Here is a 16,459-nt window from a genome sequence, read left to right on the forward strand (position 1 = left end):
CCCCCTGTCATCCCTGGTGGGCTTTCCAGGCCTGCGGGCCGGTCCGGAGGGCTTTCCAGGTGTGCGGGCCGACGAGGCCGTCGTTGGGTAACCCGGCCCGCTTCTGGATGATCTTGACCGCGCGTTGCGTCAGCGGGCCGTAGATCCCGTCGATCTTCCCCGGCGATATGCCCGCCCGGCGTAGCAGGCACTGTGCCTCGGCCACCTTCGGCCCGGCGTGGCCGTACGCCAGGAGGGAGTCCTGGGTGCGGCTGTTGCCCGCGTACCAGTGGTCGTCGATCCGCTCCACCCGGCAGGTGTACGTGGGCTTCGACCGCGACGACGACGCTGCCGCGGCGGACGGGGCGTGGGGGTCCGCCGCCGCTCTGCCCGCGCCGTCCGCGGGCCGTGTGACCACCAGGACCGCCGCAGAAACGGCCACCATCAGGGTCAACGCGCCCGCCACGAGCGCGACGCGCGGTGAAGGTACATGCAGCCGCGCCTTCTTGGTCCCGGCCGGAAGGCTCTCCGGCACGGCCGTGGTCGCTTCCGCCGTTTCCACCGCTTCCGCCGTTTCGGCGGTTCCTGTTGCTTCGGTTGTCCTGGGTGCTTCCGGTGCGGATGCGGCTCCCCGTCTGTCTCCCCAGGCCTCGGCGGCGACCTCGTGCAGCGCGAGCAGCCGTGTCGGATCGTCGCCCTCGATCCGGGCCATCGCCTCGACGGCCTCCCGGGGCGGCAGCGACCTTCCGCCCAGATACCGTTCCCACGACTTCGCGCTGTACCCCGTTTTCGCGGCCAACTGCCGCATGGTCAGCCCGCTGTGGTCCTTCAGCCGACGCAGGCGCACCACCAACTGGCGGACGCGCGGATCAAGTTCGGTGGGCAGCTCTTTCCAACGCGGCATGTTCCCCCACTCGCGTTTGCGGTCCCTGGTCCGGGACCCCGTTCCCCATCGCATTCTGCATCGGCAACCACGGCCCACACCGGACAGCGGTTCCCACACCCGTACGGAATCGGCCACCGCCCGCCACAGCCGTCCCGCCGTACCGACTCGGCAGACAGCAACCTCGCAGGTCAGCGCATGGGACGTCCCGCGGTGACGTCACTTCTGCGGCAACTGTGGCGACTCCTCTCCCCGGCCCGCAGTCTCGTTTCCGAGCCGGCCGGTGCGGTCGGCTCCGCCCATCGGAAGGGGAAACGAAATGCGAGCCATGACCAGGACGCTCGTCAGTGTCGCCGCCGTCGTCGGGATCGCCGGCGGAAGCCTGACGGCCGCCGGCACCAGCTTCGCGGCACCCGCGCAGGACACGAAGGCGGTGGCGAGCGCCGGGGCCGTCACGCCGCTCGCGGTGAACAACCTCGGCCTGAGCAAGGAGCAGGCCAAGAACCTCCAGCGCATCCTGCAGAGGGACTGGCGCTACACCGGCGCGGTCGACGGGCTGCTCGGCACCGAGAGTTGGAAGGCGATGCAGCGCTACCTCAAGCAGCACTACAGCTACACCGGCGCGATCGACGGAATCGTCGGAAGCGGCACGGTGAAGGCGCTGCAGCGCATGCTGAAGCAGCACTACGGCTACACCGGCGCGATCGACGGAATCGCCGGAGCGGGGACCAAGGCCGCGTTCGCGCGGTTCGCCGACGACATGGCCTCCTAGGACCTGTCGCGGAAGACCCGTCGTCCGCCCGGAGGGCAGGCCCCGCCGCCTCCGGTGCGTGTGACCGAACACGCCGCGGCCCGTCCTCCCTCGGGGGAGAGGACGGGCCGCGGTTCCGTTGGATCTCAGAGTCGCTCGGGCGTCCTGATGCCCAGCAGGGCCATGCCCTGGTGGAGGGTCTTGGCCGTGATGTCGCACAGGAACAGACGGTTCTCGACCTGGGCCGGGGTGTCCGCCTTCAGGACCGGGCACTTGTCGTAGAACGACGTGTACAGGGCCGCCAGTTGGTACAGGTACGCCGTCAGCTTGTGCGGCGCGTACTCGGCGGCGGCCTCCGCGAGCGTCTCCGCGAACCGGTCGATGTGCAGGCCCAGGGCCCGCTCGGCGTCGGCCAGTTCGAGCTCCGGGTGCGCGGCCGGTTCGGTGGAGCCCGCCTTGCGCAGGATGGACTGGATACGCGCGTACGCGTACTGCAGATACACGCTCGTGTCGCCGTTCAGCGACACCATCTGGTCCAGGTCGAACTTGTAGTCGCGGCTCGCGGACGTCGACAGGTCCGCGTACTTCACCGCGCCGATGCCGACCTGCGCACCGCGCTCGGCGATCTCCTCCTCGGACAGCTGACCCTGGGTGTCCTTCTCCCGTACGACGGCCGTGGCGCGGTCGATCGCTTCGTCCAGCAGGTCCACCAGTCGTACGGTCTCGCCCTCACGCGTCTTGAACGGCTTGCCGTCCTTGCCGAGGACCGTGCCGAACGCCAGCTGTACGGCTTTTGTGTCGCCGTTCAGCCAGCCCGCCCTGCGCGCCGTCTCGAAGACCATCCTGAAGTGCAGGGACTGGCGGGCGTCGACCACGTACAGCAGGGTGTTCGCCTTCAGGTTGAAGACGCGGTCCCTGATCGCGGAGAGGTCCGTCGCCGCGTAGCCGTAGCCGCCGTCCGACTTCTTCACGATCAGCGGGACCGGGTTGCCGTCCGGGCCCTTGATGTCGTCGAAGAACACGCACAGCGCACCCTCCGAGCGGACCGCGACGCCCGACTCCTCCAGCAGGCGGCACGTCTCGTCCAGCATGTCGTTGTAACCCGACTCGCCGACGATGTCCGGGTCCCGGATGTCCATGTCCAGCTTGTCGAAGACCGAGAAGAAGTAGATCTTCGACTCGTCCACGAACTTCTGCCACAGAGCCAGAGTCTCCGGATCACCCGCCTGAAGATCGACCACCCTGCGGCGCGCCCGCGTCTTGAACGCCTCGTCGGAGTCGAAGAGCGTGCGGGACGCCTTGTAGAGACGGTTCAGGTTCGACATGGCCTCCTCGCCGGAGACCTCGCTGTCCTTGTGATCGAGTTCGTGCGGGTGCTCGATCAGGTACTGGATGAGCATGCCGAACTGGGTGCCCCAGTCGCCGATGTGGTGCCTGCGTACGACCGTCTCGCCGACGAACTCCAGGATCTGGACCAGGGCGTCGCCGATGACCGCGGAACGGAGATGGCCTACGTGCATCTCCTTCGCCACGTTCGGCTGGGCATAGTCGATGACCGTGGTGCCGGGGTTTTCGGCGTACGGCACGCCGAGGCGGGCCACCGGGTCCGTCGCGCGCTGCGCGAGGTTCTCGACGATCGCCTTGTCCGTGATCGTGATGTTGAGGAAGCCGGGGCCCGACACCTCGATGCCCTTGATCACGTCACCGCTCACGACCCGCTCGACGACACTGCTCGCCAGCTCGCGCGGGTTGGCCTTCACCTTCTTCGCCAGCGCCAGGATTCCGTTGGCCTGGAAGTCGGCTCGGTCGCTCCGTCGCAGCAGGGGGTCGACGTCGGTGTCGGCGCCGGCCGCCGGGAGGGCGGCCGTGAGCGCGGCCGCCAGGCGCTGGTGGACGTGGGCGGTGAGGGACGTGACCGAGGCCATGGGGTGGGTGCCGTTCTCGTCTCGGGTGCGGGTGGATGTTGCCAGTATCCCATGGGGGGTAAAGCGGTTTTTTGTGCGCGCGGGTGGGTTGGGCGGGGTGTTTTCGCCCCCGCCGCCCCTACCCGTCCCATCCCGGGGCCGGCCCCGGACCCCCGCTGGGGGCTGCGCCCCCAGACCCCCTTCGGGGCTCCGCCCCGGACCCCGTTTCGGGGGCCAGCCCCCGGACCCCCGCTCCTCAAACGCCGGAGGGGCTGATTTTCCGCGCACCTGAGCTGAATTCCGCGAACTTGGGCTGAATTCTGCTTTTGCGCGGCCCTGGGCTGATTTCCGCAGCTGAGGTTCCGCTGCCCAAGCAGATCCTTGCCCAGGGGGCACTTGGCAGCCCAGGCCGGCATCAATCAGCCCGTCCGGCGCTTGAGGACGAGGCCGTTCAGGCCGATGGGGGTCCAGGGGCGCAGCCCCTGGTGGGGTCTGGGGCGAAGCCCCAGGGACGGGGGCCGTGAAAAGGCGTTTTCGTGGATGGTGGCGGAGCTGGGAGAATGGGGTGGTCAGCCCGGCGGAACAACGTCGCGCCGGGCGATGGCGAATCCCTGAGGAAAGAAGGACGTGCCGATCGTGGGTCAGAGCACCGAGACCACCGACTGGGTCTCCCGTTACGCGGATGAGGTCATCGAGGAGTCGGAGCGTCGGACCCCGGGCAAACCTGTCGTCGTCGCGTCCGGGCTCTCCCCCTCCGGCCCCATCCACCTGGGAAACCTCCGGGAAGTCATGACGCCGCACCTCGTCGCCGACGAGATCCGGCGGCGCGGGTACGAAGTCCGGCACCTCATCTCCTGGGACGACTACGACCGGTACCGCAAGGTGCCGAACGGCGTCCCCGGGATCGATGAGTCGTGGGCCGAGCACATCGGCCGCCCGCTCACCTCCGTGCCCGCCCCCAAGGGCTCCCCCCACCCCAACTGGGCCGAGCACTTCAAGTCCGCCATGATCGACGCCCTGGGCGAGTTGGGCGTCGAGTTCGACGGGATCAGCCAGACCGAGCAGTACACGAGTGGCGTCTACCGCGAGCAGATCCTGCACGCCATGCGGCACCGGGCGGACATCGACGCGATCCTCGACCAGTACCGGACCAAGAAGGCCCCGACTGGCAAGAAGCAGGGGCAGAAGCCCGTCGACGCGGCCGAGCTCGAGGCCGCCGAGGGGTCGGGGGCCGCCGCCGAGGACGACGGGACCGGGTCCGCCGGGTACTTCCCGTACAAGCCCTACTGCGGCGGCTGCAACAAGGACCTCACCACGGTCACGGCGTACGACGACGACACCACCGAGCTGACGTACACCTGCACCGAATGCGGCTTCTCCGAGACCGTCCGGCTCAGCGAGTTCAACCGCGGCAAGCTGGTGTGGAAGGTCGACTGGCCGATGCGCTGGGCGTACGAAGGCGTTGTCTTCGAGCCGAGCGGTGTCGATCACTCGTCTCCTGGCTCCAGCTTCCAGGTCGGCGGACAGATCGTCGGCAGCATCTTCGGCGGCAAGCAGCCCATCGGCCCCATGTACGCGTTCGTGGGGATCAGCGGCATGGCGAAGATGTCGTCCTCCCGCGGCGGCGTGCCCACCCCGGGCGACGCCCTGAAGATCATGGAGCCGCAGCTCCTGCGCTGGCTGTACGCCCGCCGCCGCCCCAACCAGTCCTTCAAGATCGCCTTCGACCAGGAGATCCAGCGGCTCTACGACGAGTGGGACAAGCTGAACGCCAAGGTCGCCGACAGCACCGCCCTGCCCGCCGACATCGCCGCCCACTCCCGCGCCGTACGGACCGCCGCGGGCGAACTCCCGAAGACCCCGCGGCCCATGCCGTACCGCACACTCGCCTCCGTCGCCGACATCACCGCAGGCCACGAGGACCAGGCCCTGCGCATCCTCAGCGACCTCGACCCCACCAACCCGCTCGCCTCACTCGACGAAGTACGGCCGCGGTACGACAAGGCCGAGGCGTGGATCAACACCCAGGTACCGGCCGAGCAGCGCACCGTCGTCCGTCACGAGCCGGACGTCGAACTCCTGAAGTCCCTCGACGACCAGGCCCGCGAATCGCTCCGGCTGCTGATGGACGGACTCGACTCGAACTGGTCCCTCGACGGGCTGACGCACCTCGTGTACGGCGTACCCAAGGTCCAGGCCGGATTCCCCCCGGACGCCACGCCCAAGGAACTGCCGCCGGAGATCAAGTCCGCCCAGCGTTCGTTCTTCGCGCTGCTCTACCACCTCCTCGTCGGCCGCGACACCGGCCCCCGACTGCCCACGCTGCTGCTCGCCGTGGGGGCGGACCGGGTACGGAAGCTGCTCGGCGCGTAAGCGTCGGAGAGCTGGTGATACGTGGCTGGGGCCCCGGAGAATTCCGGGGCCCCAGCCACGTACAGACGACGACGGTTACGCGATGTGGTCCTCCTCCAGTTCCGCGTTCAGACGGTTCTGGAAACGGTTCATGTAGCGCTTGAGGGAGCTGTCGCTGAGCGAGACGCCGTACGCGGCCTCGATGTTCGCGCCGAACTCCTTCGTCGTAGGCAGACCCTGACCGTTGATCGACTGACGGAACACCTGGTAGTACGCGTCCTCACGGGACATGTCGTCCGGCAGCCTGGGCTCCTCGCGCCGCCCCGGGATGGGAAGCTGCTCGGGCTCCGGAGGACCGCCACCCTCGCCCAGCTGCCGCGTACGGCCGCCCGGACCCGACGGGATGCGCCAACTGCCCGTGTCCTCAGGGCCCGGCTCGTACTCCTGGACCTGCTGGACCTGATGAGCCTGCTGGAATTCCTGGAACTCCTGAGCCTGCTGGAAATCCTGGACCTGCTGGGCCTCGTACCACCGCTCGTCGTTCTGCCGGCCCTCGTACTGCTGCTCCTCGGGCTCGTACGACGGGTCGTAGCCGCCCTCGTAGGAGACCTCCTGCGGGGGCTTGAACCACGGGTTCTGGTCGGGCTGGGGTGCTTCCTGCGCTTCCTGCGCGTACTCCAGTTGCTCGGGCGCGGGAACGGGAGTGCCCTCGAGGTCGGGACGCTGCTCGCGCCGGGGAGCCGCCGTGTCCACCGCCCGGTCGGCCCGCTCCAGCTCCAGATCCGACTGGCGCGGCGCCGGAGGCAGCAGCACCGGCTCTATGCCCGCCGCCGCGAGACCCGAAGGCGCGGTCTCGGCCAGCGGCACGCCATAGCGCGCCAGACGCAGCGGCATCAGGGACTCCACCGGAGCCTTACGGCGCCAAGCGCGGCCATAACGGGAACGGAGACGCGCCCGGTAGACGAGACGTTCCTGCTCCAGCTTGATCACCGCGTCGTACGAACGCAGCTCCCACAGCTTCATCCGACGCCACAGAAGGAAGGTCGGCACGGGGGAGAGCAGCCAGCGGGTGAGCCGTACGCCCTCCATGTGCTTGTCGGCCGTGATGTCCGCGATCCGGCCGATCGCATGCCGAGCCGCCTCCACCGAGACCACGAACAGGATCGGGATGACCGCATGCATACCGACACCCAGCGGATCCGGCCAGGCGGCGGCACCGTTGAACGCGATCGTCGCCGCCGTCAGCAGCCACGCCGTCTGACGCAACAACGGGAACGGGATACGGATCCAGGTCAGCAGCAGATCCAGGGCCAGCAAGACGCAGATACCCGCGTCGATGCCGATCGGGAACACGTAACTGAAGTTCCCGAAACCCTTCTCCAGCGCGAGTTCGCGCACCGCCGCGTACGAACCGGCGAAGCCGATAGCAGCGATGACGACCGCCCCGAAGACGACGACCCCGATGAGGATCCGGTGCGTCCTGGTGAGCTCCATTGGCGCGGCCACCCGTACTCCTCTCCCTTTGCGACATGTTGCGACGTGTTGCGCGGAACAGGGTGGCACACGCGTGCGGCCTACGGGTTGCAAGAAGGGCGCCGCCACCGCTTCGGTACGGCTTCGGTATACGGCGGGACCACCCCTTCAGCCCCTCTTCTCAGTCCTTCTTCGCCGGAGACTTGCTGGGCGAGGCGGAAGGCTTGGCATCCTTGGCCGGGGTCTCGCTCGCGCCCTTGCTCGGACTCGCGCTCGCTCCGGAGCCGGAACCCGACCCCGAACCACCGCCCTGATTGGCGGTCACCACCGCCTCCACGGCCTCCTTCGCCGCCTTCAGCGCCGCCTTCGACAGGTCCTCCGCGCTCGGGGTCTTGTCACCCGCGAGACCCGCGCCGTTGTAATCCACCGACACCACGATGTTCTCGGCCCGGGCCACGACCACCTGCTGCCTGAAGATGCCTTCCTTCTTCTTCAGGTCGTAACTCACCGACGTCGCCTCGCTGCCCATACCGGACACCGGCTCGGACTTGGCGTTCGTCGCACCGGTCTCCGCGCTCGCGTCCTGGACCTGATCGGCGTAGTACGTCGACGCCAGCTTCTCGCCCGTACCCCGGGTCTGGTCCGACTCGAAGCGCAACAGGGACACGCTCAACCAGCGGAACTGGGAACCCTTCACGCCCTTGTCCTCCAGGCTGTCCCACGAACAGCTGCCACGCGTCGCCGTGTCGTCCGACCTGCCCTCCTTACCGGACTTGGAGGCCTCCGGCACCAGCTCGCCCAGAGTCTTCGACGAGAACACCTTGCACGGCTCCGGCAACTGCGCGTACGCGGCCTCCTTCACCACCGCCGCCTTCGATGCGGAAGCAGACGCCTTCGCGCCGGAGTCCTTCTTCGCGGAACCACCGGATCCGGAGTCGGAACCGGAATCCGAGGAGCAGCCTGCGGCGACGAGCACCACCGGAACAACGGCTGCGCTGACAAGGATGCGGGTGAGTCGTGCGGGTCGGTGCATGGTTCCTTCACTCAAGACGCGTTTTGTGTGCGTGCGGTCGGGTCCGAGGGGCCACGGTACGCCGTACGAGACGGATGTGACTTCCATTCCGCCCAGCCTCACGACCCCGAGACGACCACTACTCGTTCAACGTGTCGTCGAGCCGGCCCGCCAGTTCCCGCACCTTTTTCTGCATGTCCTCGCTGCTCGGGACGTCCGTCGTACTCGTCGGCTGCTCGTCGTACCGGATCGTCACGATCACATTGGACGTGCGAAACACCACAGTCACCGTGCGCTGCCGAGAAGCGCTCAGCGCATCGTCCAAGAAGGCCTCGTCGCCGAGATCGTCGAGAGTGCGGGGCTGAAGAGCGGCAGGGGTTTCGCTGGGGGAGGGGGTGGAGCTCGACGTGGCGCTCGGGTCGTCGGTGGGGGCGGGAGAACCGCCGTCGCCGTCATCCGCACCGTCGTCCGCGCCGCCTGTTGCATCGCCTGACGGGTCGCCAGCCGTATCGTCTGCCGCGCCGCCCGTCGCTTCGTCCGCCGCCTCGTCCGATGCGCCGGACTCATCCGTGCTCGGGGTCGTGGTCGGAGAGACGCTCTCGGACGGAACAGGTACGGGCAGATCCGCCACCTCCTCCTTCGCCGCATAGAGCTGCGAGGCGCGGCTGTCGTCGCTCAAGGCGTTCTCGTACGAGGTCACGCGCTCGAAGTCCACCCACAGACGATCCGTCGCGCTCGCCGCCTCCGCCGTCCAACGACAGCCGACCTTCCGGTCCGTGTCATACGTCAGCGTCGGCGCCCCCGCATACGCCTCCTCCCGCTGTTCCGCGTCCGTGACCTGCTTGAGCCCCGGCAACAGCGAATCAAGCGTGCCCCGCTCGACGGCACCACACGGCTCCGGCAGCGTGCGGTACCGGCCGGGCTCCGCCGCGCTGGCCGTCGTACCCGAACCGTCCTGCTTCGAGTCCGGCGGCTCCTCGCCGCCGTCCGAACCGGTGCAGCCGGCCAGCGTCACCGTCGCCACGAGGAGCGCGGCGACGCCGAATACGTACGCCTTCCGCTGCACGGGGGCTCCTCTCGCTCTGCTTATTCGCTTGCCGCCCGAAGGCGGCCGATGACCACAATGTCTATCGCACGCACGGCTGTGAACGCCGGTCGGTCACCCCTTTCGTAGACCTTGCCACCGGTATTTGCGATGCCCGAACTTTGTTTGCTTTACGGGGGAATGAGGACGTTATGTCATATGTAGAGGTACCAGGAGCGAAGGTCCCGATCCGCATGTGGACGGACCCGGCGTCGGTCGAGGACGGAGCCCTCCAGCAGCTCCAGAACGTCGCCACGCTGCCGTGGATCAAGGGGCTGGCTGTGATGCCGGACGTGCATTACGGCAAGGGCGCGACGGTTGGGTCGGTCATCGCGATGCGGGGGGCTGTGTGTCCTGCGGCGGTCGGGGTCGACATCGGGTGCGGGATGTCGGCGGTGAAGACGTCGCTGACGGCGAATGATCTGCCGGGGGATCTGTCGCGGCTGCGGTCGAAGGTTGAGCAGGCTATTCCGGTGGGGCGGGGGATGCATGACAGTCCTGTGGAGCTGGAGCGGCTGCATGGGTTCGCCACCGGTGGGTGGGATGACTTCTGGGGGCGGTTCGACGGGATCGCCGAAGCGGTCAAATTCCGTCAGGAACGCGCCACAAAGCAGATGGGAACGCTCGGATCCGGAAATCACTTTGCAGAGGTTTGCATAAGTGAGACAGGTTCGGTCTGGCTCATGCTCCACTCCGGGTCCAGGAACATCGGCAAGGAGCTTGCTGAGCATCACATCGGCATTGCCCAGAAGCTTCCGCACAACCAGGGTTTGATCGACCGGGATCTCGCGGTCTTCGTCGCGGACACTCCGCAGATGGCGGCGTACCAGAACGATCTTTACTGGGCGCAGGAGTACGCGAAGTACAACCGGTCGATCATGATGGCTCTCTTCAAGGATGTGATCCGCAGGGAGTTCAAGAAGGCCCGGGTCACCTTCGAGCCTGAGGTGAGCTGTCATCACAACTACGTGAGCCGCGAGCGTTACGAGGGCATGGACCTGCTCGTCACTCGCAAGGGGGCGATCAGCGCCAGGGCCGGCGAGTACGGCATCATCCCGGGCTCGATGGGCACCGGCTCGTACATCGTGAAGGGCCTCGGCAACGAGAAGTCCTTCAACTCGGCCTCGCACGGCGCGGGTCGGCGCATGAGCCGCAACGCGGCGAAGCGTCGCTTCTCGACGAAGGACCTGGAGGAGCAGACGCGGGGCGTGGAGTGCCGTAAGGATTCCGGTGTCGTGGACGAAATACCAGGCGCGTACAAGCCGATCGAGCAGGTCATCGATCAGCAGCGCGACCTCGTGGAGGTCGTGGCGAAGCTGAAGCAGGTCGTGTGTGTGAAGGGCTAGCTACGTCGGTGGGGCTCGGCGCATGGGCCTCACCCCACAGTGCTGCTTACTTGGGTAGCGGCACCATGCCGTCGAGCAGCTTCGTGAGCCGTGCTCGGCACGCGTTCTGGGAATGGCCCAACTCGGCGCAGGCGTCATCGATTGTTGGTACGGAGAGCAGGACCTTGTCCTTTTCCGAAGTCCATTGGATCCGCTCTGGCCCTGGCTTCCAGCCAGTCGGGCGAACCCAGTTCGCGACGCTATCGGCAGCTGACTGCTTGCGCTTCAGAGACAGGCAGCCCGAGTAATAGAGATGTCCGCTCAAGGCATGGGCAGCCTTACCCGAGTACGTGATGTTGTAGATGCCATCCCGCTGGTTGGGCCGCGGGTGGCGCTCGGCGCCCGTGATCTTCCTTGCGTAGAAGCACAAGTAAGCGCCGATGGCTGTGCTGGCCGTGGTCAGAGAGATGAAGGGAACGCCCTTGCTCGTGTACCCCACCGAGCCGTCGGCGTCGATGACGCCGCGGAGGTAGTCGCGGCGTGAGAACTCGACACGTGGGGGCGTGATCTTCTTCGACTTGCGACCGTATGGCAGGCCGAGTTCGTTGAGCTTGGTCCTGGCTTCGAGTGAGTGCAGGCTCCAGACGGCCGAGTGGTGGGTGGCCGCGAAGTTGGTGGACCGAGTGCGTTCGGTGATGCTGCTGTTGTACGGCGTCAGCTTCTGAAACTCCCGCAGGAGATCGATGTCCTGCGCGTTGATCTCGACCGTCAGACGGCCTCGTTGCCGCGACTGAGCTGAGAGGTGCCCGTCTGCCTGCAGAAAGCCGAACATGTAGGCGTAGTTGGGGTCTTCGAGGTCCATGAACCCCGTCGTGTCGACGCCGAGGGCGTCATCGAGCGTGAATTGGTGCGCGTTAGGCTCGCGTTCAGCCACAGGGAAGCCCTACTTCCTTGATGGTCAGGCCCTCGGTTGGGATGCCGGTCCCGGCCGAGGGCCGTCGTTTTTGATGTTGTGGCGCGAGCCTAGATCGGGAGTTCAGACCCCGTATGGGTGATCCATCCGGTTCACCCTTGTGGGTTATGTGATGCGCTTCTTGTCGCCCCGTGCGGGCGTCTGCGGGAGTGGTGTACCGCTGGCGGGGGCGATTGTCCGGGCAGTCCCACGCGGACGCACAACCCCAGGGCGTATACGCGTCGCGGGCTCATGACCCCTGTCCCGCAGAAAGCGTGAACAGTGAGGGGGAGTGTGTCCTTCGGGCGCTCAAATGTGCGGTGCGTGAACACTGCGGGGAGATGTGCTCACGCTGTGGGACTCAGTACGCCCAGGGCCCACCATCGCGTCCACAGAGCCACCGCCACGCCCGCCTCCGCAACACCACATCTGTGGACACCACCTCGGCACGCACGCGTAGCCGCGTAAATCGCGAGCGTGTTTTCGTCCGTGGAGTTCACACTGCGGGGGTGACTGAACCCGTCGTGCTGTCCAGTGAGTTGTTGGGGTTTCCCGCCGACGCCCGTGTCCTCATCGTCAACTGCGATGACTTCGGGATGCGCCGCGGGGTCAATGTCGCCGTCGTCGAGGCGATCGAGGGCGGGATCGGAAGTTCGTGCAGCCTGATGGTGCCGTGTCCTGGGGCTGGAGAGGCGATGCGGTTGTTGAGGGAGCGGCCGGGGATTCCGTTCGGGATTCATCTCACGTTGGTGTGCGAGGCGGAGCGGGAGGGGGCGTGGGGGCCGGTTGCCTCGAAGGAGCGGGTTGGGTCGTTGCTCGATGAGGCGGGGGAGTTGTTCTCGCCGGGCAGGTGTGAGGAGTTGCTTGGGCGGGCTCGGATCGAGGAGGTCGAGGTCGAGTTCCGGGCGCAGGTCGAAGTTGTGCTGGAGGCCGGGTTGGCGCCTACTCATCTGGACTGGCATTGCCTGGCCGATGGTGGGCGGGGCGACATTTTCGAGTTGACCTTGGCGTTGGCCGGCGAGTACGGGCTGGCTGTACGGGTCTGGGGTGAGGCCGGGCGGCGGAGGGTGCGCGGGCTGCCGGTCACCGACAACGACTTCCTCGACAGCTTCTCGCTGGGGCTCGATGGCAAGGCGGCTCGGTATGCCCGGTTGCTGCGGGAGTTGCCGGTCGGGCTCAGTGAGTGGGCGGTGCATCCCGGGGTGGGGGACGCGGAGTCGCGGGTGGTCGAGCCCGGGGGGTGGCGTGTGCGGCAGACCGATCATGAGTTTCTGATGTCGGCCGAAGCTCGTGAACTCCTGCGGGAGGAGGGGGTCTTCGTGATCGACTACCGGGGTGTTCAGGAGCAGTGGTCAGGGAGCCGGCGGCCGGGCGGGCGTTAGTCATGGACGGGTGGCCAGGACCCATCGCCGGGAAAGTGTGACGCTTCCCGCGGAGGTGTCACACTTTCCCGACGATGCCTCCCCGGCTCCCGAGGGCAGCCGTCTCGAATTCGCGGCCCGCGCCTCGGTGATGGTCCGCCCGGTGCCCGGTGCCCGCCCCCGTTACCGCCCGGTCCGGGCCCAGCGTGGGTCGCGGCCCGTCTCCGCCAGCAGTCGGTCGAAGGCGTTCGTGCCCTCCGGTACGGGTACCGGTTCGGCGAACATGCCCATCTGCCGGGCCGTGGGCGCCATTTCGGCCACGGCCTCGCCGAGGGTGTGCAGGACACCGGTGCCCACCGGATCCGGCCGGTACTCCTGGCCGGTCGCCCGCGCCAGGTCCCAGACGTGCGCCGTCAGATCGAGCAGCACCATGCAGCCGACCGTCCGCGCAGGCAGCCCCATGGCTCCCGTGGTCCCTTCCTCGGCCCCCGGTTGTGACCAGGCCTCGACCAGTCGCGCCGTCGCCTCCGCGAACCCGTCCCGCCAGTCGTCGCCCGCTCCGACCCGGTCGGGCGTACTGGTGAAGTCCGCCGGTTTCCTGGCGGCCAGCTCCCGGAACTCCACGACCACATGGAAGAGGTGGTTGACCAGTGCCTTCACGTCGTAATCGGCGCACGGCGTCGGATGGGTGAGGGCAGCGTCCGGGATGGCCCGCACGACGGGCACGGCCTGGGCGGCGGCCGTGCCGAGCAGATCACCGAGTGAGGGCACACCGGCATTGGTCTCACTGATCTCGTTGATCTCGTAGGTCATACCGTGACCGTACGTACGCCCCCTCTCCGGCGGCTTGAAGAAATGCGACAGCCCCAGCCGCTGCGGGCGTCATACGATCCGGCCATGGCCGCTCCCCGACGTGACACGCGAGGCATCGTCGACGCCGCCGAGCTGTTCTCCCGCGTCCGCTTCCGGCGCCGCGAACCCGCCGAGCCGCTGCGCCCGTATCTGGAGCACTACTGGCTGATCGACTGGGACCTGCCCACGCCGTACGCGTCCCACGTCGTCCCGCATCCCTCCGTGAACGTCGTCTTCCAGGCTTTCACCGGGCGTGAGCCGTTCGGCGAGGTCGCGGGGATCGGCCTGGAGCTGTTCACGCAGAAGCTTCAGGCGCGGGGGCGCGTGTGCGGCGTGCAGTTCCGGCCGGGCGGCTTCCGGCCCTTCGCGCCGGGGCGCGCGCTGACGGAGTGGACGGGCAGGCGGCTGCCGCTGGACGAGGTCTTCCCCTCGGCTCTCTCGACCGCGGGCGCCGTCGAGGCCGTACTCACGCCCGATGACGAGGACGTACGGGTCGCGGCCCTCGACGCGTTCCTGCTCTCACTCGCCCCGGAGCCCGACCCGCAGGCCGACCTCGCGATGACCCTCGTCGACCGCATCCGCACCGACCGCTCGATCCGCCGCGTGGCCGACTTCGCGCGCGCCGAGGGCATGTCCGTACGGGCGCTGCAACGGCTCTTCGCGGCGTACGTCGGCGTCAGCCCGAAGTGGATCATCCTCCGTTACCGGATCCACGAGGCCCTGGAGCTGGCCGGCACCCGGCGGGACATCGACTGGGCCGCCCTCGCCGCCGACCTCGGCTATGCCGACCAGGCCCACCTCGTACGCGACTTCACGTCGACGGTGGGGGTGCCTCCGACGGCGTACGCGCAGGGCGGCGCCCTATAGGGCCCGTGAGGGACGAGCGCTGCGCAAGGCGCGGGAGGGGCGCTGTCGTCAGGGAACGAGCACGATCCGTCCCCGTACGCCGCCCTCCGCCAGCCGGGCGTGCGCCTTGATCGCGTCGGCCAGGGCGTACGTCTCGGCCACTCGCGCCGTCAGCACGCCTTCGTCCAGGAGTGCCACCAGCTCCGTGAGCCGTGCCCCGTCGGGGGTCACGGACACCGCGTCGGTCCGCACGCCGCGTACGGAGGCGGGGGCGCCCTGCGGAATGACACCGACGTACGCGCCGCCGTCGCGCACCCACTCCAGCGCGGCCTCGCCGAGGACCGCGGTGTCGAACACCGCGTCCACGCTGCCCGCCTCGACGGCGCCCGGCGACGCGAAGTGGGCCGCTCCCAGGGAACGTACGAGCTGCTCGTCGCTCTCGCGGGCCACGGCGGTCACGGATATCCCGCGGTGGGCGGCGAGTTGGACGGCGTAACCGCCGACTGCGCCCGCCGCGCCCGTCACCAGGAGGCTCTGGCCCTTCTGGACGTCCAGTTGGTCCAGGGCCTGGGTGGCGGTGAGGGCGTTCAGCGGGAGCGTGGCGGCGTGTGCGGCGGCGACTGTGGTGGGCGCCTTGGCCACCGCGTCGGCGTCCACGATCACGTAGTCGGCGTGCGTGCCGAGGGACGTGCCCATGGCGAACAGGAGCGCGACCACCTCGTCGCCGACACTCCAGTCGGCCGCCGCCCCGACAGTCGTGCCGGCCGCGTCGACCGTGCCGGCCACGTCCCAGCCCAGACCGAGCTGCCGGCCCGCGCCACCGAAGACGCCCTGGCGCACCGCCGCGTCGGCCGGGTTGAGGGTGGCGGCCGCGACCTTGATCCGCACCTGTCCGGTGGCCGGCTCCGGCATGTCCGTCTCGATGATCTCCACGGCTTCCGGACCGCCGAAGGTCGTGACAACTGCTGCACGCATGACAATTCTCCCCATTTGCAGGTGATTTGTTCAGGTATCCATCCCGTTGCGGCAACCCTAGGAAGAGCTACTATCTTTCCGTAAGTAGGCACCTGAAAGTGCGTACGTCACCCAGAGGTATCCGGAGGCGACGAGCCATGGCGACGAAGACGGCGGCCCAGCAGCGTGAGCAGGCGCGGCTCGAGTACGACGCGTTCCTCAAGGCCTGCCCGACCAACCAGCTCCTCGCCCGCATCAGCGACAAGTGGGTCAGTCTCGTCGTCGCCGCGCTCGCCTCCGGGCCCATGCGCTACAGCGACCTCGGCCGCAAGATCGCGGGGGTGAGCCCCAAGATGCTGACGCAGACGCTGCGTTCACTGGAACGCGACGGGATCGTGGCGCGGACCGTCACGCCGTCCGTGCCGGTGCGCGTCGACTACGAGCTCACTCCGCTCGGCATGAACCTCTGCAGTCTCCTCGTGGCGGTGAAGGACTGGGCGGAGGGGCACATCGAGGAGGTCTTCGAGGCGCGGGAGCGGTACGACGCGGAGGCTTCGCAGGCCTAGGGCCTGTCCGGCGGATCATGCCGCAGACGCGGGGGCTGGCACGCCCACCTGCGGCGTTGTCGTCGGTTGCCGACGCTCCGCGTCGACGCCCTCCTCCGCCTTGCATCTGGACGCACCAGCCCCCGCTCACCTGGGCTTATAAGGCGCCGTCACTTTCCTGCAACC

At 68.1% G+C, this 16,459-nt stretch carries 14 protein-coding genes; 6 read left to right on the plus strand and 8 right to left on the minus strand.

Translation table 11 applies throughout. The features are described from left to right. Nucleotides 1-7: 7 nt before the first annotated feature. Entirely contained in the window at nt 8-883 is an 876-nt protein-coding gene (locus OP79_RS08615) for a peptidoglycan-binding protein (protein ID WP_033319455.1), read from the minus strand. Between the two features lie 298 nt (nt 884-1,181). On the opposite strand from OP79_RS08615, the gene OP79_RS08620 reads away from it, so the two are divergent. After that, nucleotides 1,182-1,634 (plus strand): peptidoglycan-binding domain-containing protein, encoded by a 453-nt coding sequence (locus OP79_RS08620; protein WP_033319456.1) that lies wholly within the window; start codon nt 1,182-1,184, stop codon nt 1,632-1,634. A gap of 125 nt (nt 1,635-1,759) precedes the next feature. On the opposite strand, the gene argS is transcribed toward OP79_RS08620, so the two are convergent. Next, nucleotides 1,760-3,538 (minus strand): arginine--tRNA ligase, encoded by a 1,779-nt coding sequence (gene argS / locus OP79_RS08625; protein WP_033319457.1) that lies wholly within the window; start codon nt 3,536-3,538, stop codon nt 1,760-1,762. A gap of 606 nt (nt 3,539-4,144) precedes the next feature. Between argS and lysS the strand changes: the two genes are divergently transcribed. Continuing rightward, nucleotides 4,145-5,890 carry a lysine--tRNA ligase gene (lysS, locus tag OP79_RS08630; protein WP_033319458.1) on the plus strand — a complete coding sequence of 582 codons (1,746 nt, stop codon included), beginning with the start codon at nt 4,145-4,147 and terminating at the stop codon, nt 5,888-5,890. Nucleotides 5,891-5,965: 75 nt separating this feature from the next. On the opposite strand, the gene OP79_RS08635 is transcribed toward lysS, so the two are convergent. The 3 genes from OP79_RS08635 to OP79_RS08645 form a co-directional block, all read right to left on the minus strand. Further along, nucleotides 5,966-7,375 (minus strand): DUF2637 domain-containing protein, encoded by a 1,410-nt coding sequence (locus tag OP79_RS08635; RefSeq protein WP_211270762.1) that lies wholly within the window; start codon nt 7,373-7,375, stop codon nt 5,966-5,968. A 148-nt stretch (nt 7,376-7,523) separates the two neighbouring features. Next, a complete protein-coding gene (locus tag OP79_RS08640) occupies nt 7,524-8,375 on the minus strand; it encodes a hypothetical protein (RefSeq protein WP_051744514.1) in 852 nt (283 codons plus the stop codon). A 118-nt stretch (nt 8,376-8,493) separates the two neighbouring features. Continuing rightward, on the minus strand, nt 8,494-9,420 hold the full coding sequence (locus tag OP79_RS08645) for a hypothetical protein (protein WP_033319460.1): 927 nt from the start codon (nt 9,418-9,420) through the stop codon (nt 8,494-8,496). A gap of 170 nt (nt 9,421-9,590) precedes the next feature. Here OP79_RS08645 and OP79_RS08650 point away from each other — a divergent pair, with 170 nt between their 5' ends. After that, on the plus strand, nt 9,591-10,784 hold the full coding sequence (locus tag OP79_RS08650; RefSeq protein ID WP_033319461.1) for an RtcB family protein: 1,194 nt from the start codon (nt 9,591-9,593) through the stop codon (nt 10,782-10,784). 46 nt (nt 10,785-10,830) lie between these two features. Here the strand turns inward: OP79_RS08650 and OP79_RS08655 are convergent, their stop codons facing one another. Next, nucleotides 10,831-11,697, minus strand: a complete 867-nt coding sequence (locus OP79_RS08655) for an LAGLIDADG family homing endonuclease (protein WP_033319462.1) — start codon at nt 11,695-11,697, stop codon at nt 10,831-10,833. A gap of 527 nt (nt 11,698-12,224) precedes the next feature. On the opposite strand from OP79_RS08655, the gene OP79_RS08660 reads away from it, so the two are divergent. Continuing rightward, nucleotides 12,225-13,097, plus strand: coding sequence for a polysaccharide deacetylase family protein (locus tag OP79_RS08660; RefSeq protein WP_033319463.1), 873 nt, complete (start codon nt 12,225-12,227; stop codon nt 13,095-13,097). 162 nt (nt 13,098-13,259) lie between these two features. On the opposite strand, the gene OP79_RS08665 is transcribed toward OP79_RS08660, so the two are convergent. Beyond that, nucleotides 13,260-13,889 (minus strand): TIGR03086 family metal-binding protein, encoded by a 630-nt coding sequence (locus OP79_RS08665; RefSeq protein ID WP_051744515.1) that lies wholly within the window; start codon nt 13,887-13,889, stop codon nt 13,260-13,262. An 84-nt stretch (nt 13,890-13,973) separates the two neighbouring features. Between OP79_RS08665 and OP79_RS08670 the strand changes: the two genes are divergently transcribed. Further along, nucleotides 13,974-14,795, plus strand: coding sequence for a helix-turn-helix domain-containing protein (locus tag OP79_RS08670; RefSeq protein WP_033319464.1), 822 nt, complete (start codon nt 13,974-13,976; stop codon nt 14,793-14,795). 48 nt (nt 14,796-14,843) lie between these two features. Here OP79_RS08670 and OP79_RS08675 read toward each other — a convergent pair whose 3' ends face one another. Continuing rightward, nucleotides 14,844-15,749 carry an NADP-dependent oxidoreductase gene (locus OP79_RS08675; RefSeq protein WP_033319465.1) on the minus strand — a complete coding sequence of 302 codons (906 nt, stop codon included), beginning with the start codon at nt 15,747-15,749 and terminating at the stop codon, nt 14,844-14,846. 137 nt (nt 15,750-15,886) lie between these two features. On the opposite strand from OP79_RS08675, the gene OP79_RS08680 reads away from it, so the two are divergent. Continuing rightward, nucleotides 15,887-16,294 (plus strand): winged helix-turn-helix transcriptional regulator, encoded by a 408-nt coding sequence (locus OP79_RS08680; RefSeq protein WP_033319466.1) that lies wholly within the window; start codon nt 15,887-15,889, stop codon nt 16,292-16,294. Nucleotides 16,295-16,459: the final 165 nt, after the last annotated feature.

The sequence above is a fragment of the Streptomyces yerevanensis genome, from assembly GCF_000716805.1.
Lineage (GTDB): Bacteria > Actinomycetota > Actinomycetes > Streptomycetales > Streptomycetaceae > Streptomyces > Streptomyces flaveus.